Genomic DNA, 23,239 nt, shown 5'->3' with positions numbered 1-23,239 from the left:
CTTTTTAATTCTTTATTCTCATGGCGTCTGACGGATTAAAATCCGTCTCTACAATATGAATCGTTCCTCCGGAACTTTTTTTAAATCTTGTTTAATCTATCATCTACGTCATTATCTTTCTTCTTGCCTCTTTATTCTATTTTCTATAATCTATTTCTCTACTTCTCATAATCCAACCAAACTTTCATCTTGCCAACTCCTCGATTTGACCAAGAATAATAAGGAATTGCTTTGAATTTTGAATTTTCGATTACGTTTACACCTTGCAATAAATTAGGTTCTTTTTTTACTCTGAAAGTGTCTGAAGAACTGATATCAATTTTATCGAAATTAGTTTTATTGTCAATTTCTTCTACTGCATAAACGATTGGTCCGTATTCTAAAGCGACTTTGTTTTTATTGGTTTCAACTTTTGTATTTGTTTCAACTTCCTGAACTTCCATTGGAAAATTAAGATTGATTTTATCTCCTTTTTTCCAATTTCTGGTAATGGTGAAATATCCGTTTTCTGGCTGAATTGCTAATATTTCTCCATTCAGATTAATCGTTGCTTTTTGAGTTGAAGCTTTTTTATAAGAATATAAATCTCCCGGCAAAACTTCATTTCTTGCCCAACCCGGAACTCTCAATTTGATTGTGAATTGGCTTTCTTTTTTCGGGTTAACCGAAATATTTACTTTCCCGTTCCAAGGATATCCGGTTTGCTGTGAAATCTGTAAATCGGTTTTTCCCAACGTAAAAGCGGCGTTGTTTGAAGCATACAAATTGACATATAAAACATCTTTTGATTTCGAATAAATAAGTCCCGGAATCGAAGGCACAAATCGGATTAAGTTTGTTGGACAACAAGAACAATCAAACCAAGCCTGACGTGTACAAGATCCTCTGTTAGATTTAAAAACACCATCAGATTCTAAGGCATTTGGATAGAAAAATTCTTTTCCGTCAAGCGAAATTCCCGAGATTAATCCGTTGTACATTGTTCTTTCGATCACATCAAAATATTGTGATTTCCCAGTTAAATTATGCAATCTATGATTCCAATATACATCGCCAATTGCAGCGCAAGTTTCGTTATACGCCGTTAAGTTTGGCAATTCATAATTGGCTCCAAAAGCTTCTCCGTCGTGTCTCGAACCAATTCCGCCAGTGATGTACATTTTTTTGTTGACCATATTGCTCCACAAATTATTTACAGCATCTGTGTAACCTTTGTCTTTTGTCATTGCGGCAATATCTGTCATTCCTGCGTACATATAAACGGCTCTTACGGCGTGACCAACAACTTCATTTTGCTGAATAACCGGAATATGATCTTGTGCATATTCGCCATATAATTTATGATTATTCGGGTTTCCGCGATTGTCTAGAAAGTATTTGGCTAACTTTAAATAATCTTCTTTTCCGGTAATTTGATATAATTTGATCAAACCCGTTTCTACAATTTGATGTCCCGGAACTCCTTTTACCTGACCTGGTTTATCACCAAAAGTTTTCACTAATAAATCTGCATTTTTGATAGCGATATCAAGGAAATTTCTTTTTCCTGTTGCTTCAAAATGTACAACTGCAGCTTCGATCAAATGTCCTGCATTGTAGCATTCGTGGCTAATTTGCAATGATTCCCAACGTTTTCCTTCAATTACAGGAACCCAAGGCGCGGGCGGTTTTGCAGGATTTATGGTTCTCCATGTTGTCAAGTAACCATCTTTTTCCTGACCAATTTTTACAATGGCAATTAAGGAATCTAAAACGCGATCTAATTTTGGGTTTGGTGCAGAAATTAAAGTATTTGATGCGCCTTCGATAATCTTATAAACATCGGTATCATCAAAAGGCATTTGTCCTCGAACTTCTCCGGTTTTTTGTTTTCCTGCGATTAAAAAATTCTCAAAACGACCTTCTTCATTACATTTCTGAATGGCGTATGCAATCGTAACTTCCTGCACTCTTTTGATAATTGGCAACCAAAAAGAATCGGTCAATTTTACATTTTGAATGTTAACCGGTTCTATTTCGTAACCTGCTTTTAAGACAGAAGTTTTAGTCGATTGCACAGTATCGTTCTTCGTTTCTTTACAGGAAACAAAAATCAGAATTGACATGAAAATCGTTACTATTGGTAAATTATATTTTTTCATTATTTTGAATATTCTATTTTAAAACTGGCCATAAATCATTGTCCCAAAGTATTTCTTTAACGACTAATCTTGGAGTTCCGTTGGTTTTCTTTTCGTAAGCGTGATAAAAAATATAATCTTTCCCATCAAATGTATAAGCGCTGTTATGGCCTACGCCAAAGTAATTTTCATCGCCCTGAACTACAATACTTCCGCCGCCTTCGGTTAATAATTTTCCATCTTTATCGACGTAAGGTCCGGTTACATTTTTAGATCTTCCAACAACAACTTTATAAGTGCTTTTTTCTCCGCGACAGCATAAATCCCAAGAAAGAAATTGATAATAATATCCGTTTTTCTTGAAGATAAAAGGAGCTTCAAGTGCTCCATCTCCAGGATCAGAATCGGGTAATTCGAAGGTTCTTTTTCGTTTCGAAATCGTGTGCCATTCCTGAGGTTGTGCGATTGATTTTAAATCTGGATTTAGTTTTACCATTTTTAATCCTTCCCAAAAAGAACCGAATGATAACCAAGGTGTATTGTTTTCATCGAAAATTAAATTCGGATCAATCGCGTTCCACATATCTCGATTGGGTTGCGATTGAATGACAATTCCCTGATCGACCCATTTGTACTTTTTCTCTTTCGGATCTAATGTTGTATTGGTCGCAACGCCAATCGCCGAAGTATTTTTGGCGAAAGCCGAAACGGAATAATACAGATAATATACATTATTATGTAACGAAATATCCGGCGCCCAAATGTGGTTTTTGAAATCCGCTGCAACGCCATCTGCCCAAACGGGTTTGTCTTTGAAAACCTGAGGTTCGGGATTCCAGTTTTTTAAATCTTTCGAACTAAAAACACTGATTCCGTTTCCGGTGCAATACAAATAATAAGTGTCTTTTTGTTTAATGACAACCGGATCATGAACGACTATTTCCTGCGCAAATGAAACTGAACCAATCAAGAAGATTAGAACTGAAAATATTTGTTTTATGTTTTTATAAACCATATAAGTGATATAAGTAAATTTAAGTTTTGCGTTGACTGGAAACTTTTAAATCATATAAGTAAAACTGTAACTGAATACTAAAAACTGAACACTGAATACTAATTATTGTATTCCCTCAGATGTCATTACAACTCGTTTCATGGTTCCGTCTTTATTGTAATATAATTTGTCTACACAAACTGATCTTCTAAAACTTCCTCCGTTTGGTTGTGATGCTCCGTTGTGATAAATGAAATACGATTGTCCTTTAAAATCGATAATCGATTGATGATTTGTATTACTGTTTCCAGCTAATTCATTCAGGATTCCTTTAAACTCCCACGGACCTGTAATCGATTTGCTCATCGCGTAGGCAATTTTCTCCGGAAACTCATATGCATATGATAAATAATACCATTCTTTGTGTTTATGAATCCACGGCGCTTCTGTAAAATGTGGTAAATCTATGTGGTGAATTGGTCCGTCAAGTTCGATCATATTCTCTTTTAATTTTGCATAATGGCAAGACGTATTTCCCCAAAACAAATACGCTTGTCCATCGTTATCGATATAAACCGTTGGATCGATATCGTCCCAGCTTATATCGGTAAATTTGGTCATGTCATTTGTAATTAAGGCTTTTCCTAAGGCATCTTTAAAAGGTCCGGTTGGACTATCTGAAACCGCAATTCCAATTGATTTTCCTTCTATAGATCCGTGATGAACGGTTACATACCAATAGAATTTTCCGTTTCTTTCGATTACCTGAGAAGCCCAAGCATCACCTTTTGCCCATGCAAAATCGGTTACTTTTAAAGGCACTGGATGTGATTCCCATTTTTTCATATCTGATGAAGAATACACAACCCATTCATTCATTTTATAAAAATTAAAATCGTTTGGCGCTTCATCATGACCAGCGTATAAATAGACTTTGTCTTTGTAAACCAATGCTGCAGGATCTCCTGTATATTGATCTTTTATAATTGGATTATTGAATTTTGATGGATCAATTTGGCTTTGAATTGTTTGACAGAAGGCAAGCAAAACTAAAAGTAATATTATATTTTTCATTGTTTTATTTGTAATGTGTCATTTTTTTAAACACATAGAGACATAGATTTTTTGATGTTTAAAAAAGGCGTTTCACTTGGTTTTAATACACATAGCTATGTGTTTTATTTGGAGTGAAACATCTTATTCGATTTGTTAAGCTATGTTTCTATGTGTGAAATATTTTTTCTCGCAGATTTGGCTGATTGAGCAGATTTTTTTCTAATCTTTTTTAATCCTTTAATCTGTGGATATTATTTTATACTTGGAATTTTTAAAAAAAATAATTTTAATTTATCTTTTTACCCCAAACTGGTAATCCTGTTCCTGTCAAACCTGAATAAGTTAATGTCACTTTTCTCGTCGCTAATTCCCAATCCCAGGCGTCTGTTACATTACATTTTACGCCGTTTATGGTTAGGATTTTTTTAGTGCTGTCATACGACCACGTTCCGTTTGCGTCGCCGCTTACTTTTTTGTCAGCAGTTAGATAAAGTGTTACTGATTTCTGAATGGTTTTGTATTGATAATTCATGGTTATTTGTTCCCAAGTTCCAACAAAACTTCCTTCTACAATTGTTGTGGCTGGTACCGCCGCATAACGTTCAGGATCAATAACTGGCCATCCATCTTCTGTCCATTGAATGCCGCGAACGTGTCCCATCATAACTGCATTTGAAACCGCAATTCCAGGAACTCCTTCCGGTAAACGTGCTTGCGATGCATAATACCATTGTTTAGTATCCGGATTTTGAAAAACGGCACAATGCGATATTCCAACCCAACCTGTATGATTTTTAAAAGAGTATGGATGTGTTACCATCGGAAAGCATTCTGCTCCGTTTGTGATACTCATTCCGCTGATGGTTTGATACGGTCCTAAAATACTTTTCGAACGCGCAACACGTGTATTATAAGCAACCGATAATTCATCATAAGCCAAGAATAAATAATAATATTGTGTGTCTGGATTATAGATAATTTCCGGTCCTTCTAGCGCTTGCCAACGGTTTGTATTTACATTTCCGCGTCCAGCGATACGAACTCCGTAATCGTCAATTGTTTTTAATTTATCTGGTTTTCCCGTTGTTGGATTCAGTTTTAAAGCTGCAATTCCAGAATGCCATGAACCGTAAATTAAATATTGATCACCTTCTGGAGTTTGAATAAAACTTGGATCGATTGCATTAAATTTAAAATAAGCGTCCCAATCATTTCCTCCGTTTCTAACGTAACTTTTTACGCCATCTGGTTCTGAACAAACGACCATTCCTTTGTCTGTCCACTTATTTGAAGCCAAATCATCTGTTTCGGCTAAGCCAATAAATGCGCGTTCTGACCAAGAAGTATTCGTGTCTGTTCCAACAATTGGGTTTGTCACCACAATGCTGTAATACATTCTATAAATGTTACCCACTTTTCGAACGCAAGGTGCCCAATATCCATAATTAGGATTTGTAATTGGTGGCAATGCCGGAGACATTCTGGCTCTTTTATTATTCAGAGAATCTTTTACCCAAGCCGGAGCTTCGGTCATTGATGGTCCCATAAATTCCCAATTGACTAAATCTTTTGATCTTCTGTAGAAAAAATGTCCGTGACCTTCAGTTGAATTTCCGTAAGAAGCATCGGTTTGATACATATAATAATATTCACCACTTTTTTCTACTGATGGATCGTGCACATTGGCTAAATTCCATTGTGCTTTTGTTCCCCAACCTGATATTGAAGTATAATTATCTGCATAAGTTGGTCCCGGAAAAGTTGGCGTAACCACTGGCGGCACAACAACTACTGGCGGCGTTGTGGTTTCTGTTGCAGGGTCATCTTTTGAACAACTTGTTGCAGCAAAAACTAATAAAAAGAGTCCAATACAGGAAGCAATTTTTATAATGGAATTTGATTTTTTCATCTTTTTTATCTTTTATTTTCCTTCCAAAACAACTACTGAAAATGGAGGAATTGTGATTTCAAGTTTTCCTTTTTTGTTTTCGAAACCTTTAAAAACTGTTGGTACAATTTTGTTTGGAGTATCGAATGAATTGTAATCTTGCAATTTTGCCGATGTAATAATTGTTCCTGTAAAGTTTTTAACGCCAAGATCTTTTACATCAATTTCGATTATATTTTTATTTTTTGCGTCAACATTTACTAGCGAAATATGAACTAATCCGCTTTTGTCTTTTGATGCCGAAGCTGATACCGCAGGAAGTGTTTCTCCATTAAAGGTGTACAATGGCGATTGGAAACTTACCGGTAATAATTTTGCATCCTGATGAACGCTGTACATTTTCATTACATGATACGTTGGCGTTGTAATCATTTTTGCTTTGTCTGTTAGAATTACGGCTTGCAAAACATTTACACATTGTGCAAGGTTTGCCATGCGAACTCTGTCTGAATGATTGTTGAAAATATTAAGTGTTGCTCCAGCCAAAACTGCATCTCTCATCGTGTTTTGTTGGTATAAAAAACCTGGATTTGTTCCTTGTTCTACTTCATACCAAGCTCCCCATTCGTCTACAATCATGGCTACTTTTTTCTCTGGATCGTATTTGTCCATTATAGCAGAATGTTTGGTTACCAATTCTTCCATTTTTAAAGCAGATTGCATGGTATGGAAATATCCGTCTTCGGTAAAATTAACTCCGTCACCTTTTTTACCCCAATCAATTACTGCATAATGGTGAACTCCAACTCCGCCTAACATATTGATCGGAATGTTTTTCATTAGAACTTCTGTCCAGTTATAATCGGCGCTGTTTGATCCTGAAGCGATGCGGGTAATTCCGCCTGTGTTTTCCCAATCTGACATGAAGGTTGCATATTTGCGGTATTCATTTGCATAATATTCTGCCGTCATATTTCCTCCGCAACCCCAAGCTTCATTTCCAATTCCCCAGAATTTAACTTTCCAAGGTTCTGTTCTTCCGTTTTTTTTACGCAAATCACTCATCGGACTTTTACCGCTGAAATTTGTGTACTGAACCCAATCAGCCAATTCCTGAACGGTTCCGCTTCCTACATTTCCTGATAAATAAGGTTCTGCTCCAAGAAGTTCGCACATATTCAAGAAATCATGTGTTCCAAAACTATTGTCTTCTGTTGTTCCGCCCCACCATTTATTTACGATTGTTGGTCTTTCTTGTTGTGGACCAATTCCGTCTTTCCAGTGATAAGTATCAGCAAAACATCCGCCTGGCCATCTTAGATTTGGAATTTTTAATTCTTTTAAAGCTTTAATAATATCATTTCTAACTCCTTTTGTATTTGGAATTTTCGATGTATCTCCCACAAAAAAACCTCCATAAATGGAACGTCCTAAATGTTCTGCAAAATGTCCGTAGATGTTTCTATTGATTGTTGGTGCATCTGCATTGTTTTTTATGGTTACTACAGTAATTCCGCCTTGAGCGAAACTAACCTGATTACAAATGGCAATAAGAAATGTGATTAAAAGTGCTTTTTTCATAGTGTTTTTTATAAGTAATAAAGAGGAAAGCTTTGTGTAACTTTCCTCTAAATAGTATTTTTAATAAGAAAGTGTAGGCCATCCTGATGCCCATGTAAAATATACAATTTCTAGTTTTGGATTTCCGTTGTCTGCGCCATCATAATAATGAACAGATCCTTTTTGAGTTCCCACGATTCTGGATAAATGTCCAGGTCCAATATAATTTCCTTGTGTTGCTAAAACTGTTGTTCCGCCACCGTTTGTTAATGCAGTTCCGTTTTTGTCAACAAATGGTCCAAACGGACTTGTTGAGCGGCCAACTACAATATAATAAGTACTGTTTACGCCGTTGCAGCAAGTGCCTCTGTTGACGAACATATAGTAATAACTTCCTTCTTTGATTAAACAAGGTGCTTCCCAACTTGCACTGCTTCCGCCAGCGACGATTGTTCTGCTTCCTGTTGTTTTTCCTGTTGAAGGATTTATTTGGATTACTCCAATTCCTGCATGCCAAGAACCGTAAGCCATATAAACATTACTTCCGTCTACTAAAATTGAAGGATCGATCGCATTTACATCCGATGATGAAGACGAAGAAACTACAACGCCTCGATCTGTCCAGGTTGTTCCTGCGCTTTGCGAAATTGAAGGTGCAGTTACTAAACCAATCGCAGATTTCGCAGAACCAAAAGTGGAACAAGAATAATACATATTCCAACGGTTATTGAACCAAGCTACATCCGGTGCCCAAAATGTTTTTACAAATCCCGGAACATATCCTGTGATCCAACTTGGTGTAGAAGTAAATACTGATGTTCCCCAAGTCCAGCTTGTTAAATTTGTAGAATAAGTCATTGGGATATTATCGCCTGTTGTAAAAACGTAATAATTGACTCCGCTTTTTACAATCGTACTTGGATCGTGCGAAGGAACGGTTCCTGTAACTGTTTTTGCTGTTGAGCTTTTAATTTGAGAATTTTGAGTTCCTGCAACCGCAGTTGCGCCCTCTGATGAAGGATTTATGACATCTTCATTTTGACAACTTACTAATAATACTGCTAATAAAACCAAACTTATAATTGTTTTCATTTGTTATAATTTTTAGTGAATGTGTTAATTATTCTCTCATTGTAATCTCATTCTGTTTTTTAAGATAATATCATGTGAAGATTTTAAAGCCTTCACATGATATTAAATAACTAATTCAAAAATATTCTTATTCTCAGTTTTCAATCACAATTTATAGTGCGACTGTGACTGGAAACTTAAATCTTAATAACTGTCATTCTGTTTTGTTCCCGGATTATTGTCCATTTCTAATTGTGGAATTGGGTAATATTCTCTTCCTGGTGTATAAGAATTAAACTCTGCATCTCTTGCTTTTAACCAAGCTAATTTTGCAGTATTTTCTAACCATCCCCAACGACGAATATCATCAAAACGGTGTCCTTCAAGAGGGAATTCTAAGAATCTTTCATGACCAATTTGTTCTCTCATTTGATCCTGAGTCATGTTTGGTTTTGCTGTTGATAATTCCGGCAATCCAACTCTGTTTCTTACCATTTGAATATATCCGTAAGCTCCCTGAGTATCTCCTGTTTCGTTTAAGGTTTCTGCATACATTAAAAGAATATCTGCGTATCTCAACAAACGTTCGTTGATTCCGGAACGCCAGTCGTATTCGTTTGCAAATTCTCCATCTGAATTTTGGTATTTTCTACAGAATATATCATTTAAATCTCCCGGACTTTTAGCATAGAAAGTAGCAAAATCTTGTCCGTATAATTTCATTCCGCCTGGTTTATTATAAAATATTGTAGCGTCTAAACGTGGATCAAGTTCTCCAGTTTTCGTTTTTTCGTCATGAAATTCATTAAATAATGCCCATGAAGGCTGAACGTCTGTCCATCCAAAAGCTCTTGGTGCATAAGTTATGGCTCTTGCCGAAGTTTTTCCCCAACCTGATGCCGGAGCTCCTCCCCAACCTAAATCTACTCCACCTGCATCTCTGCTAAATTGTACTTCAAAAAGAGATTCTGAATTGTTTTCGTTTGCTGTTGTGAAGTTGTCGCGATAGTTTGAAACTAAGGAATAAACTCCTAAATCGATAACTTGTTTGAATGTTGTTTTTGCATTCGTAAAATCCTTTATAAACAAATACGTTTTTCCTAAATATCCTAATGCTGCACCTTTTGTAGCGCGTCCTTTTTGACCTGCATCAAGTCCAGAAATTCCACTGTATGAAGTTGGCAATAATTCAGCGGCAGCTTTAAAGTCAGCAATTACTTGTGCCCAACCTTCTGCTTGTGTTTTTTGAGGATAATAAACGGCTAATTCTGTTGGTAACGGAACATTTTTGAACATATTAACGGCGTGAAAAAGATATAATCCTCTTAAGAAATACGCTTGTCCTAATATTCTGTTTTTAAGTGCTTCGTCTTGAAATTTAATTCCCGGTACATTTGTCAAAACCTGATTAGCGCGGTAAACTCCCTGATAATACGTTTCAAAAGCCCATCCATAAATTGAAGCATCGGCTACATTTGAGTTAAAATGTCCAGCATTATACATCGATCCCCAAGGACTGTTTGTACGTGCATCATCTGATCTTGCGTCCAATAATAATGGCGTACTTCTCATGTAAGTTCCATCTGTCAATAAACTTCCGTAAGCTGCATTTACTCCTTGGATTGCGTCCTCATCTGTTTTCCAAAACGAATCGACTGCATTATTATTTGGGTCTAATTGGGTCAAATCTTCATTATCAACGCAGCTTGTTGTTACCAAAGCCAGTGAAAAGAAAACTGCTATATAGTTATATATTTTATATTTCATTTTAATACGTTTTTAATTGGTTAAACCGGTTTAGAAATTTACTTCTACTCCTAGAGAAATTGTTCTTGGATTTGGAAAAGATCCTGCATCGTATCCTCTTGAAATTAATCCGTCACTATTAAAATCAGGGTCATATCCACTGTATTTTGTAATAGTCCACAAGTTTTGTCCGTTAAGATATACTCTTGCTTTTTGGATAAATTTATCCTTCATCGGAATATTGAAACCCAATTCCATTGTTTGCAATCTCATATAATCACCGCTTTCAATGAATCTGTTAGAATCTCTTCCGTTTCCGTTAGGATCACCAATAACCGGAGCCGGAACATTTGTATTTGTGTTTGTTGGAGTCCAATAGTTCAACTCATCTGTACTGTGATTTCCGTATTGTCCAGCCATTAAATTGCGGTACATTGCGTTGAAAACTTTATTTCCTCCGCTACCTTGCCAGAACATTGAGAAGTCAAAATTCTCATAAGAAGCACTGAAATTCAATCCAAAACCATATTTAGGAATTGATACTCCCTGAAAAGTTCTATCAGCATCTGTGATAATTCCGTCGCCGTTTACATCTTTAAATTTTACGTCTCCAGGCGCTGCACCAGTTTGTTTTGGCGAAGCTGCAACCTCAGCTGCATTTTGAAAAATTCCAATCGCTTCCCAAGCAAAAAGTTCTCCTGCAGATCTTCCAACTTCTGTTTTTGAAACTGCTCCGTAAATAGGGTTTCCGTTAACACCAATTTTGGTAATTTTATTTCTTAAAGTTCCTACGTTACCAGAAATATCATATTTGAATTTATTGTGGTGATTGCTGTAAGATGCTGTAAACTCAAAACCATGATTTTCCATATCTCCTGCATTTGTCGTGATATTTGCAGGAAATGCTCCTGTAGAAAATGGCAATGGAACTCCTAATAATAAATCAGTTGATTTTTTTATAAAATATTCTCCTGTAAATTGTAAGTCATTATTAAAAAATCCTAATTCAAGTGCAATGTTTTTACTGGTTGTTTTTTCCCATTTTACATTAGGGTCAAGTGCTGCTACCACAGTTGTTCCCGGAGCAAGTGCATTATTAAAATCGTAACCTGCAAAACTGTTTACTGTCGAAGCAAAGAAATATTGCGGAATTGTATTGTTACCCAATGTTCCGTAACCTCCTCTAAGTTTAATATTGCTTACCCAAGATGGTAAATGCAAGAACTTTTCGTTGCTAATTTTCCAACCTCCTGAAAAAGAGTAGAAGTTTGCTGAATTATTTTTTTCGCTGAAAAGCGAAGTTCTATCTTGTCTGAAATTTGCTTGTAACAAATATCTGTCATCAAAAGAATAATTTAATCTTGTAATGTATGATACTCCTGTAATTGTAAATTTATATTCGCTTGCATTTCTTGCGTCTGCATATTGAAGCATTGGGATTTCTCCCGGAGTATAACCTACACCTCTTTGAGTATAACTATGATTGTCTCTTTTTTCCTGAATCCATCCTGCAAGTGCATCAATTTTGTGTTTTCCAAGAGTGATTTCATACGTCAATAAATTATTCAAAAAAGTTCTTAACTCATTTCCGGTAGTTACATCCAAAGAAGCTTCGTCATTTGTAGTAATATAATACCAGCCTAAATCACTTGGCGGAATAAATTTTCTGTTTTCCCAGTCGGTTCTGTCATAACTCACATCCAATTTATATTTAAGACCTTTAACAATCTCAAATTCTCCCCAAACATCTCCTATAAAACGGTTTCTTTTTCCGTTGTTGGTAATCAAATTATTATATCCAATTGGGTTCATTGAGATCGCTCTTTGAGTCAAATTATCTGTACCTCCGTAACCTCCAAGTCTGTTCGAATCATAAACCGGCATGGTTGGTACCGCATTCAAAATGTCGCTAATTACAGTTTGTCCTGCATTGTATTCGTTAAAAATCTCTTTATCAGATTGTGTGTAAGCGATTTTTGCGCCGTATTTGAATTTTCCTTTTTTACCATTCAAATTCAAATTTGTTGATAATCTCTCATAATCCTGTGGCGTTTTTACATAACTCGTATTCTTGAAATAATCAATATTAAAGCTATAAGCAATACTTTCTGCGCCACCTGTAAATGTCAATGTCTGATTTTGTATAACACCAGTTTGTAAAGCTTCTTTTTGCCAGTCTGTGTTTACATTTGTAATATAAGAAGGGCTTGTAGGATCATTTCCAGGAGCAATACTCACCGGAACACCAGCTCTGATATCTCTGTTTCTTTCTGCTTCGCTTGTAATTTGCTGATATCCTAAACGGTCCGTTACGTCCCATTTTTTAGTTACATTCTGAAGTCCAACAATAGATTTGAATTTAACCTCAGATTTACCTGCTTTTCCTTTTTTAGTCGTAATAATTACAACTCCATTTGCTCCACGAACACCATAAATAGCTGCCGAAGAAGCGTCTTTTAAAACCTGCATAGATTCAATTTCTCCCGGTGCAAAATCATAAGGAGCATCAACCATAATACCGTCAATAACAAAAAGAGGATTGTTATTACTGAAAGAAGTTATACCTCTAATTTTGATATTTACAAAACCTCCCGGTTCTCCAGAAGATTGAACCGTAACTCCCGGAACTTGTCCCTGAAGCATTTTTGCAGCATCGTATGTAACCGTTTTTTTTGCCGATTCCAGATTTACAACACTTACAGATCCCGTTAAATCAGATTTCTTTTGTGTTCCGTAACCAATAACTACAACTTCGTTCAGTTTATTAGTGTCTTCGCTTAATGTCGCATCAACCTTAGATTGGTTACTTACTGCTATTTCTTTATTTTGAAATCCTATAAATGAAAAGATTAATACATCATTTGGAGATGCTTTAATCGAATATTCTCCATCAAAACCAGTTACTGCAACTGTTTTTGTTCCCTTTATCATAATATTCACTCCCGGCAAAGGCAATTTGTCTGATGCCGAGGTAACAACTCCGCTAATCACTTTGCCTTGAGCCGACATTTGATTAACGGAAAATAGTAGCATTAATAATGCTAAAAGCCATTCTTTTTTTGGCAATAAAAAATTGCAAAAAAATAATAATCGTTGGTTTGTTATCATACTGGTTTGTTTAAGTTGGTTAGTGTATAATTATAAGTGTTAATTTTACATTTGTAAATTTAACTAAAAAAAAACCTTAAAAACAAATTAATATGGCAAAAAAAAGCGCTAAAAAAAACGCATCCCATAAATTAAGTGTGAAAACAACATTTAAAAATTAATATATTTTTCAAAAAAATAGCCTTTTTAGAATGTAATTTGTGTAAAATCAACACTTTTAGCTAAAAAGCAACTTTTTAATCAAAAATTTCACCTTTCGAAAAAAATTGAAAAAACTTAAAAATGAAGTCGTTAATGGCTATTTTACTACCAAAAAAAGATTGGTATTGTAAATAAAATCTTGTTTACTTTGCTAAATTTTGATGCTGATTTTACATTTTATTCTGAAAAACAACTTAATTTCGTCTCGAAAACGATTGAAAAAAGAAAATTTATGGTTTTCTCCAACTTAAAAGCTTCTTTTTTTAACACTACTTTATCTTATTATTAATATAAGTGTATATTATACATTAATAAAATTATGAAACGAATTAGGAAGTTTATATATTTACCAATAAAAACAAACATATGCTAAACAGTTATAGCTCTGCAGACAAGGCTTTATTAGCAGTAGATTGCATCATTTTCGGATTCGATAATGAAGGTTTAAAAATACTTTTGATTAAAAGAGATTTCGAGCCCGAAAAAGGAAAATGGTCCTTAATTGGTGGTTTCTTAAAACGTGACGAAGTATTAGATAACGCTGCTATCAGAATTTTGAATACATATACAGGTTTGAACGATATTTATATGGAGCAGTTATATGCTTACAGCGAAATCGATCGTGATCCTGTCGAAAGAACCATTTCGGTTTCTTATTATGCATTGATTAATATCGAAAACCATAATGCCGAATTAATAAAAAATTATCACGCACAATGGTTCAGTGTTGCCGATGCGCCAAACTTAATTTTTGACCATAACGAAATGGTAGATCACGCCATTCGAAGATTGCGTTACAGAACTTCAATAAAACCTATTGGGTTTGAATTGTTGCCTGAGAAATTCACCATGCGTCAATTATTAGAATTGTACGAAGCAATTTTAAGTAAGGAATTGGACAAAAGAAACTTTATCAGTAAAATTAATTCTTTGGAAATCCTGAATAAACTAGATGAAAAAGACATGCAATCTTCCCGAAAAGGATCTTATTTGTATACATTCAATAAAGAAAAATACGAAGAGAAATTATTGAATGATTTTGTATTGAATTTGTAAAAAAGGTTTAGCCCACGGATTTTTACGGATCAAACGGATTGACACAGATTTTCTTTTTTACTGGAAAACACTATAAAAAACAAAACCCTGAAAGCCACAAACTTTCAGGGTTTTTTCTTCAATAAAACTACAATTAAAAAACTAACAAATTATTATTTGCTCACGGATTTGACGGATCTCGAACTAAAATAAATCTGCCTAATCTGCTAAATCTGCGAGAGAAAAAACATTTCAAACAATAAAAAAAATCCGCGAAAACCCGTTTAACCCGCCAAATCCGTGGGCCAAAAAAAACTTCTAACTATTTCCTTTTTGATAATCTGCAAGGAAAGTTGCCAGACCAATATCCGTTAACGGATGTTTTAATAAACCTTCGATTGCACTTAATGGACCAGTAATTACATCAGAACCGGTTTTTGCGCAATTAATAATATGCATTACATTACGAACTGAAGCTGCCAGAATTTGAGTTTCAAAACCATAATTGTCATAAATCAATCTAATGTCTTCGATCAAAACCATTCCGTCGGTCGAAACATCATCAAGACGACCAATAAATGGCGATACATAAGTTGCTCCGGCTTTTGCTGCCAATAAAGCCTGACCAGCAGAAAACACTAAAGTACAATTGGTTCTAATTCCTTTATTTGCAAAATATCTGATTGCTTTTACACCATCTTTTATCATTGGGATTTTCACTACAATTTGCGGATGCAAAGCAGCAAGTTTTTCACCTTCGGCAACCATTCCGTCAAAATCTGTTGAGATAACTTCGGCACTAACATCGCCGTCTACCAATTCGCAAATTTTTATATAATGATCTAAAATATTTTGTGCGCCAGTAATTCCTTCTTTTGCCATCAATGACGGGTTTGTGGTTACACCATCTAAAACGCCTAAATCATTGGCTTCTTTAATATCTTTTAAATTTGCTGTATCTATAAAAAATTTCATGTCTTTCTATTATTTTGATATGTTATAATTATTTTTTTCTAAATATTTAAGGATTTCTTCGCAGGCATTTTTACTGGTAAATCCAAATTTCTGATCTAAAACAGAAGCCGGAGCCGAATATCCAAAATGGTCCAATCCAAATACTTGACCTTTACTTCCAACCAAATTTTCGAGATTAACAGGAAGTCCCGCCGTAAGTCCAAAAACTAAAGCATTATTAGGAATAACACTTTCCTGATATTCTCCAGATTGTGATCTAAAAAGTCCTTCTGAAATAATGGAAGCTACATTTATTTTAATCTTAATGATTTGTTCCAATTCGTTTGCGGCCTCAATAAGTGTTGCGACTTCAGATCCGTTTGCAATTAAAGTAATATCTGGATCTTGAGTTTCTTTTACCAAATAACCACCTTTTTTAGCTTGACTCGCTTCTTCAAATCTTGGCTTTCCATTTGTTGGAAGACCCTTAATATCTTGTCTCGAAAGAATTAATCCTGTTGGTGTTTTTTTGTTTTCTAATGCCATTTGCCACGCCACAGAAGTTTCAACAGCATCAGCAGGACGAAGCGCTAATAAACTTTGATCGCCTGAATGATTTTTGATTTTTTCCAATAATCTTATCTGAGCTTCTTGCTCAATTGGCTGGTGCGTTGGTCCATCTTCGCCTACGCGAAAAGAATCGTGCGTCCAGACATATTTTACGGCTAATTCCTGAATTGCTGCCAAACGAATTGCCGGTTTCATATAATCTGAAAACACAAAAAAAGTAGCCACAACCGGAATAACTCCGCCATGAAGCGCGATTCCGTTAGCGATTGCCGCCATTGTTAATTCGGCAACTCCTGCTTGTAGAAATCCTCCGCTGAAATTATTCTTTTGCAAAACCGATGATTTTTTCAGGAAACCATCTGTTTTATCACTATTCGATAAATCGGCAGAAGACACAATCATGTTCTCTACATTTTCTGCCAAATATCCTAAAACCGCCGCCGAAGCATCTCGTGTTGCAGCATTTGCTTTTTGAACAACAGTACTAAAATCTAAAGTTGGTAAATCTCCATTAAAGAAGTTTTTTATCTTTTCGGCTAATTTTGGATTTTGATTATCCCAAGCCAAAATTTGCGTTTTTCTTTCTGAAGCTTCTTCTGTTTTCTTTGCTAAAATCGTTTTATAATGAGCTGCAACATCTTCATAAACTGCAAATGAATCTTCTGGATTTGCGCCTAAATTCAATAACGTTTTTTCAAAATCTGCTTTTGTCGCTCCAATTGGTTTTCCGTGCAATTCGCATTGTCCTTCATACATCGTTCCATCGGCGGTAACGCAACCTTTTCCCATAATTGTTCTTCCAATAATTAGAGTTGGTCGCTCTAATTCGGCGTGCGCTGCGTTTAATGCAGAACGAATATGTGCATGATTATGACCATCAATTGTGATCACTTTCCATCCCCAGGATTCGTATTTCATTGCTGTATTTTCGGTCGTAACCTCATCTGTCATTGACGAAAGCTGAACATCATTTGAATCATAAAACATTATGAAATTGTTCAATCCTAAATGTCCGGCAATACGTCCGGCACCTTGCGAAATCTCTTCCTGAACACCTCCGTCAGTTATGAAACCGTAAATTTTATGATCGAATAAATTCTCAAATCTTGCCGATAAAAACTTTGCAGCAATTGCAGCTCCAACTCCCATTGCATGTCCTTGCCCTAATGGTCCTGAAGTATTTTCGATACCTCTTTTTACATCAATTTCAGGATGTCCAGGCGTTACAGAACCCCATTGTCTGAAGTTTTCTAAATCTGATTTTTCGTAATTTCCCAACAAATGATATTGAGCATACATTAAAGCCGAAAGATGTCCGGCATCCATAAAAAATCGGTCTCTAAAAATCCAATTCATGTCTGTTGGATCGAATTTTAAATATTCAGAATATAAAATGTGCATGAAATCGGCGCCGCCCATCGATCCTCCCGGATGACCGGAATTTGCTTTCTCAACCATCGAAATGGCTAAAGCGCGTATATTATCTGCGGCTGATTGGTCTATTTTGTTGTTCATTTTCAGGTAATCTTTTTGGTTGGTTTAATAGCGTAATTTTATTTGTTTGTCGCTGAATTTCATATAGAAACAATTCTAAAAACTCAAAACAGAATCAAAACAAACAATAAGTGTAAAATTTACATTTACAAATGTATGTAAAATAATTCCACAAAAACAAAAAAATTGTTTCGTTATTTTTTAGCCAATAAATTAGAGATTTGTCGGTTTTTAACTCCTGGCGGAATATATCTTATAGAAATTGGATGATTAACCCAAAAAAATTGATAGGGCAATATCATTAAATCAAACGTCCCTAATGTGACGATATTTCTTGCGATGTGTTTTTTGTTTACCGATGAGATGTTCCGATGGAACAATTTGTTAAAGACAATATCTCATCAGTTTGTTTATTTTAATTATTAGAAAATAAATCAATTTCATTATTAAGGTACATATTTATTTTTTGTTCCATCGGAACATCTCATCGGTAGAAATAAATACGCATTTTTTACGTTCCGTAGGAACGTTTGATTTTATAAATAATAATGGCAAAAATACATACCAATTAAACGCAAAATTTGCCAAACGTCCCTATGGGACGATATTTCTTATGATGCATTTTTTTTTCTACCGATGAGATGTTCCGATGGAACAAATAGCAAATTAAATATTAAATCGTTAATCTTCAATCTAAAACATTCTTATGAAAATGTCAGCCCTAGCCCCGATAGAAGTGGAAATCCTTTTATGGCGGGGTTCGCCATAAAAGATTGAAATGTATAGCGGGATTAGCTACTAAAAAAAAATACAAAACTGCTTTTTACAAAGAATTTCGAATAATCAAAGAAAACTTGTTCTCGATTTGTTCTTTATTTCCTTTAAGAACCATTTCGGCCAGAATTTTTCCCATTGTTTCAAAATGTGTAGAAATTGTTGTGATTCCGTTTGCTACGATCTTTTTTAGCGGCGTTTCATTATAAGATATAATTCCAAAATCAATTCCGAGTTTCAAATGTTGATCTCTGGCGCTTTCAATTACACGAACCAAATCCCTGTCATTCGGGATAATATAAAGATCTCCCAGCGTAATTTCTCTGTCTGTAAATTCGGTTATAATTTCGTATTCAAAATTATATTCGGTGCAAAAATGTTCAAATCCTAACTTCATTCCAAGAGGTTCTCTAAAACCGGGAAAGATCAAAATTAGCTTTTCATATTTATTCAATTTTACTTTTCCTTTGTATAAACCTTCAAAAATATCTTTCTGGTGATTTTGATAAATGGCGGGATATAATTTTAAATCAGGATTGGTCTGATCGAGAATAATTACCTCGTTTACTGGTAGGGTTTTTAAAATTTCAGCCACACCAGTTAAATTAGTCGGCATAATAATGTACTTGGTATAATTTCCGTTACTGTCGTTTATCAGTTTTTGAAATACCTGAACATTAAAATGGTGAAAGAAAATATCGACTTGTACATTTTTGCCAATGTTCTTTAAAAATGAATTATAAATATCTTCCTTGAAAATATTTAACTCATCAAAAAGTAAAAAAATCTTTTGTTTTATGGTGATTTCAACGCTCTTAACGTAATATCCTTTGCCTGGAATGGCATAAATAATTCCGCGTTTTTTGAGTTCGTCATAGCCCAACAAAACGGTATCGCGCGACAATGAAAAAGCCAAACAGACTTTATTTACTGACGGAAGCCGATCGCCTTTGACTAATTTTTCTTCTTCGATTGCCTTTTCTATTGAGAGAATTATCTGCTTATATTTTGGCAATCCAATGTTATTTTGAATAGAAATAATATTCATAAAAAAATAGATTTTGGCGCAATATACAAAAAACTGGTAGGTACTGGTATGCTAACGTGAATAATGTTTCTATTTTTGGATTTCATTTTTGGCAAAAATAGTATGGAAATAAAACATATATCGCATTTTCAAGAGAAAAGTATTTCTAATTCATTTGGTTTATCTTCTGATAACGAAGAAATTCTCGCTTTTGAATTATCGAATAAAAACGGAATGAAAGTTCAAATTACAAATTTTGGAGCGACGGTTACTTCTTTACAAATTCCTCTTTCTGACGGAAAACTGGTAGATGTTGTTGTAGGATTTGATTCGGCAGCATCTTATTTAGCTTCTTATAGTTTGCCAAGTGCACCTTATTTTGGAACAACTGTTGGACGTTATGCGGGAAGAATTAATAAAGGTGTTTTCTCTTTAAATGGTAAAACTTTTCAGTTAAACACCAATAATAATGGTAATGCGTTACATGGCGGAAATGCTGGTTTTGGACAAAAATTATGGAACGTTACTGATATTACTTCTAATGAAAATCCGTCGATAACATTCAGTCTTTTGAGTCCTGATCTTGACGAAAATTATCCTGGAGAATTGCAGGTAGATTTAACGTATACATTAACAGAGAAAAACGAATTGCAACTGGATTATAAAGCAACTTCGACTGAAGATACAGTGATTAATCTAACGCATCACAGTTATTTTAATCTTGACGGACACGATGGTTCTGTTTTGAATCAGGAAATGTTTATTGACTCAGAGAAGATTTTAGAAACGAATGACGAGAATATTCCAACGGGAAATTTCACGGCGCTTTCTAATCATGATTTTGATTTTAGAACGGCAAAAAAATGTCCGGCTTCTATTGACAATTCTTTTGTAATTGAACCTACAAATGAAGTTGTTGCAAAATTATTGAGCACAAAAAATAATTTACAAATGAGTGTTTACACAGATCAGCCAAGTGTACATATATATGTAGGCGGAAATTGTTTTGATACTCTTAAAGGAAAAGAAAATGTAACGTATCATCCGTCAAGCGGAATTTGCTTCGAAACACAGAATTTTCCGGATGCACCAAATCATGCTCATTTTCCGAATTCAGTTTTGAAAAAAGGAGCTGAATATCGTCAAAAAACAGTCTATAAATTTGAGAATATAAATTAGTACTTTTTAAAAATCAGTTTACAAAAACTGTTAGAAAACACTATTACAATTACACTATAATGAATGACATTTTAATACAAAACACAACGGCATTTTTTGAGAAATCATTTGGATCTGCGCCTCAAAAAATTGTACTTTCTCCTGGAAGAATTAATATTATTGGAGAGCATATTGATTATAATGACGGTTATGTTTTACCGGCTGCAATTGACAAGGTAATTTGTTTTGCTTTCGAAAAAAACAACACCAAAAAATCTAAAATAATCGCCATTGATTTGAATGAAGAATTCGAAATTGATTTGACTGAAAAAGTTGAATTGAGCGATGTTGTCTGGACCAATTATATTCGTGGTGTAATAAAACAATTGCAGGATAACGGTTTTTCTTTTGATGGTTTCAATTGTGTTTTCAGCAGTAATATTCCGGTTGGTTCAGGATTGTCGTCTTCGGCAGCTTTAGAATGCGGAACGATTTTCGGGATCAAAGAACTTTTTGATCTTAAAATTGAGAAAGTTGATATTTCATTATTAGGACAAAAAGCGGAACATTGGGTTGGTATCAATTGTGGTATTATGGACCAGTTTTCAAGTGTTCACGGTCTTGATAATAAAGTAATAAAATTAGATTGTAACACATTAGACTTTGAATATCACAATGCTGATTTTAAAGATTATTCTTTGGTTTTATTCGACAGTAATGTAAAACATTCTCTTTTTACATCGGAATATAATACGAGAAGAATTGAGTGTGAAGAAGGATTATCGATCATTAAAAATCACTTTCCGGAAATTAAGAGTTTTAGAGATTGTACAGAAGAACAACTTTTGAGCATTCAGGATAAATTCAGCCCGACTGTATTTAAAAGAGTTCATTATGTTGTAAAAGAAATTGCCCGAGTAACAAAAGCATGTGAGGCTTTGGACAACGGAAATATAGAAATTTTAGGACAATTGCTTTTTGAGACGCATTATGGTCTTTCGCAAGAGTATGAAGTAAGCTGTGAGGAGCTGGATATGCTGGTAGATACCGCAAAAGCTGACGAGAGAATAATAGGTTCGCGTTTAATGGGCGGAGGTTTTGGCGGATGCACCATCAATTTAATAAAAAAAGGGCATGAAAATGAGGTAAAAAGTAAGTTTTCAAATCTTTATTTAGATACATTTGGGATTGAATTAAAATTTTATGATGTAAAAATCTCAAACGGAACAACACTACTTTAAAAACCACCAGTACAAAAATGAAAAACTTTGACATTAACGAGGACCCTCACAGACGTTTTAATCCATTAATAAACGAATGGGTTTTAGTATCACCTCATCGCGCCAAACGTCCGTGGCAAGGACAAAACGAAACTATTTCAACTGAAGCTTTACCAAAATACGACGCAACGTGTTATTTGTGTCCGGGAAATGTTCGCGCCAATGGTGTAAACAATCCTAACTACGAAAGCAGCTTTGTTTTTGAAAATGACTTCGCTGCAATGAAGCAGGACGAAATTATTTTTGAAGAAGATATCAAACACACTTTTTTTAAAGCAAAACCAGAACAGGGAATTTCCAGAGTGGTTTGTTTTTCTCCAAGACACGATCTGACTTTACCGGAAATGGAAATTGAAGGAATCGAAAATATTATCAAAACCTGGCAAAAAGAATATACTGATTTAGGAAGTATCAAATACATCAATCACGTTCAGATTTTCGAAAATAAAGGAAGCGTTATGGGTTGCAGTAATCCGCATCCACATGGACAAATCTGGGCACAATCATCTTTGCCAACTCAGGTTGAGAAAACACAAATTAGTCTAAAATCTTACTTTGATAAAAACGGCAAAACTCTTCTTGAAGATTATGTAAAAGCAGAATTAAGAGTTGGAGAACGCGTTGTAATCGAAAACGATCATTTTGTGGCTTTGGTTCCATTTTGGGCAATCTGGCCTTATGAAACTATGATTGTAAGTAAAAAAGCGATTAGCAAAATCACTGATTTTACTGCAGAAGAAAGTACCGCTTTTGCTAAAATCCTAAAGCAATTAACAACAAAATACGATAACTTATTTAGTACTTCGTTCCCATATTCTTCAGGAATTCACCAATCTCCAACAGATGGTTTAGAACATCCTGAATGGCATTTTCACATGCATTTTTATCCACCATTATTACGTTCTGCGACGGTTAAGAAATTTATGGTTGGATATGAAATGTTAGGAGAATCGCAGAGAGATATTACTCCTGAAAAAAGTGCCGAAATTTTAAGACAACAGTCTGACGTACATTATAAAAAAGAAGGAAAAATCAAATAATAAATGAGCTAAATGACTGCTATTTAAAAATTTAACACAATAATTTTATTTATAAATGTAAAAAACACATTTAAAATAGCGTAGTTCTCATTTTTTATTTTACTTTTGGCTTTCGCTTGCATTTTCATAAAAAAATAACAGAATAAAAACATATATCACATTA

The 23,239-nt window shown here is 34.7% G+C and carries 15 protein-coding genes; 4 read left to right on the top strand and 11 right to left on the bottom strand.

Features of this window, described 5'->3' with window-relative positions:
• Positions 1 to 158: 158 nt before the first annotated feature.
• The 8 genes from WN975_RS19920 to WN975_RS19885 form a co-directional block, all read right to left on the bottom strand.
• A complete protein-coding gene (locus tag WN975_RS19920; protein ID WP_337968012.1) occupies positions 159 to 2,141 on the bottom strand; it encodes a glycoside hydrolase family 127 protein in 1,983 nt (660 codons plus the stop codon).
• 13 nt (positions 2,142 to 2,154) lie between these two features.
• Positions 2,155 to 3,135 (bottom strand): arabinan endo-1,5-alpha-L-arabinosidase, encoded by a 981-nt coding sequence (locus WN975_RS19915; protein WP_337968011.1) that lies wholly within the window; start codon positions 3,133 to 3,135, stop codon positions 2,155 to 2,157.
• 102 nt (positions 3,136 to 3,237) lie between these two features.
• Entirely contained in the window at positions 3,238 to 4,188 is a 951-nt protein-coding gene (locus WN975_RS19910) for a glycoside hydrolase family 43 protein (RefSeq protein ID WP_337968010.1), read from the bottom strand.
• A gap of 268 nt (positions 4,189 to 4,456) precedes the next feature.
• Positions 4,457 to 6,079 carry an arabinan endo-1,5-alpha-L-arabinosidase gene (locus WN975_RS19905; protein ID WP_337968009.1) on the bottom strand — a complete coding sequence of 541 codons (1,623 nt, stop codon included), beginning with the start codon at positions 6,077 to 6,079 and terminating at the stop codon, positions 4,457 to 4,459.
• A gap of 12 nt (positions 6,080 to 6,091) precedes the next feature.
• The gene (locus WN975_RS19900) at positions 6,092 to 7,639 is read right to left on the bottom strand and encodes an alpha-L-arabinofuranosidase C-terminal domain-containing protein (RefSeq protein WP_337968008.1); all 1,548 of its coding nucleotides are present in this window, start codon (positions 7,637 to 7,639) and stop codon (positions 6,092 to 6,094) included.
• Between the two features lie 60 nt (positions 7,640 to 7,699).
• Positions 7,700 to 8,710, bottom strand: a complete 1,011-nt coding sequence (locus WN975_RS19895; RefSeq protein ID WP_337968007.1) for an arabinan endo-1,5-alpha-L-arabinosidase — start codon at positions 8,708 to 8,710, stop codon at positions 7,700 to 7,702.
• Between the two features lie 183 nt (positions 8,711 to 8,893).
• The gene (locus WN975_RS19890; RefSeq protein ID WP_337968006.1) at positions 8,894 to 10,456 is read right to left on the bottom strand and encodes a RagB/SusD family nutrient uptake outer membrane protein; all 1,563 of its coding nucleotides are present in this window, start codon (positions 10,454 to 10,456) and stop codon (positions 8,894 to 8,896) included.
• A gap of 30 nt (positions 10,457 to 10,486) precedes the next feature.
• Positions 10,487 to 13,543 carry a TonB-dependent receptor gene (locus WN975_RS19885; protein ID WP_337968005.1) on the bottom strand — a complete coding sequence of 1,019 codons (3,057 nt, stop codon included), beginning with the start codon at positions 13,541 to 13,543 and terminating at the stop codon, positions 10,487 to 10,489.
• Positions 13,544 to 14,110: 567 nt separating this feature from the next.
• Here WN975_RS19885 and WN975_RS19880 point away from each other — a divergent pair.
• On the top strand, positions 14,111 to 14,800 hold the full coding sequence (locus tag WN975_RS19880) for an NUDIX domain-containing protein (RefSeq protein ID WP_337968004.1): 690 nt from the start codon (positions 14,111 to 14,113) through the stop codon (positions 14,798 to 14,800).
• A gap of 297 nt (positions 14,801 to 15,097) precedes the next feature.
• On the opposite strand, the gene fsa is transcribed toward WN975_RS19880, so the two are convergent.
• The 3 genes from fsa to WN975_RS19865 form a co-directional block, all read right to left on the bottom strand.
• The gene (gene fsa, locus WN975_RS19875; protein WP_316636065.1) at positions 15,098 to 15,754 is read right to left on the bottom strand and encodes a fructose-6-phosphate aldolase; all 657 of its coding nucleotides are present in this window, start codon (positions 15,752 to 15,754) and stop codon (positions 15,098 to 15,100) included.
• A gap of 9 nt (positions 15,755 to 15,763) precedes the next feature.
• Entirely contained in the window at positions 15,764 to 17,818 is a 2,055-nt protein-coding gene (locus tag WN975_RS19870; protein ID WP_337968003.1) for a transketolase, read from the bottom strand.
• A gap of 802 nt (positions 17,819 to 18,620) precedes the next feature.
• On the bottom strand, positions 18,621 to 19,619 hold the full coding sequence (locus tag WN975_RS19865) for a GntR family transcriptional regulator (RefSeq protein ID WP_337968002.1): 999 nt from the start codon (positions 19,617 to 19,619) through the stop codon (positions 18,621 to 18,623).
• A gap of 102 nt (positions 19,620 to 19,721) precedes the next feature.
• Here WN975_RS19865 and WN975_RS19860 point away from each other — a divergent pair, with 102 nt between their 5' ends.
• From WN975_RS19860 to WN975_RS19850, 3 genes are read left to right on the top strand one after another with little or no spacing between them, the layout of a single operon-like run.
• Positions 19,722 to 20,777 carry an aldose epimerase family protein gene (locus WN975_RS19860; RefSeq protein ID WP_337968001.1) on the top strand — a complete coding sequence of 352 codons (1,056 nt, stop codon included), beginning with the start codon at positions 19,722 to 19,724 and terminating at the stop codon, positions 20,775 to 20,777.
• 59 nt (positions 20,778 to 20,836) lie between these two features.
• Positions 20,837 to 21,997: a galactokinase gene (gene galK, locus WN975_RS19855; RefSeq protein ID WP_337968000.1), complete on the top strand. Its 1,161-nt coding sequence runs from the start codon at positions 20,837 to 20,839 to the stop codon at positions 21,995 to 21,997.
• A gap of 17 nt (positions 21,998 to 22,014) precedes the next feature.
• Positions 22,015 to 23,076: a UDP-glucose--hexose-1-phosphate uridylyltransferase gene (locus WN975_RS19850; protein ID WP_337967999.1), complete on the top strand. Its 1,062-nt coding sequence runs from the start codon at positions 22,015 to 22,017 to the stop codon at positions 23,074 to 23,076.
• The last annotated feature ends 163 nt before the right edge of the window (positions 23,077 to 23,239 follow it).

Origin of the sequence: uncultured Flavobacterium sp. (assembly GCF_951805225.1) — a bacterium.
Classification (GTDB): Bacteria; Bacteroidota; Bacteroidia; order Flavobacteriales; family Flavobacteriaceae; genus Flavobacterium.
Note: the sequence above shows the minus strand (reverse complement) of the source record. Positions and strands in the feature narration are given on the sequence as shown.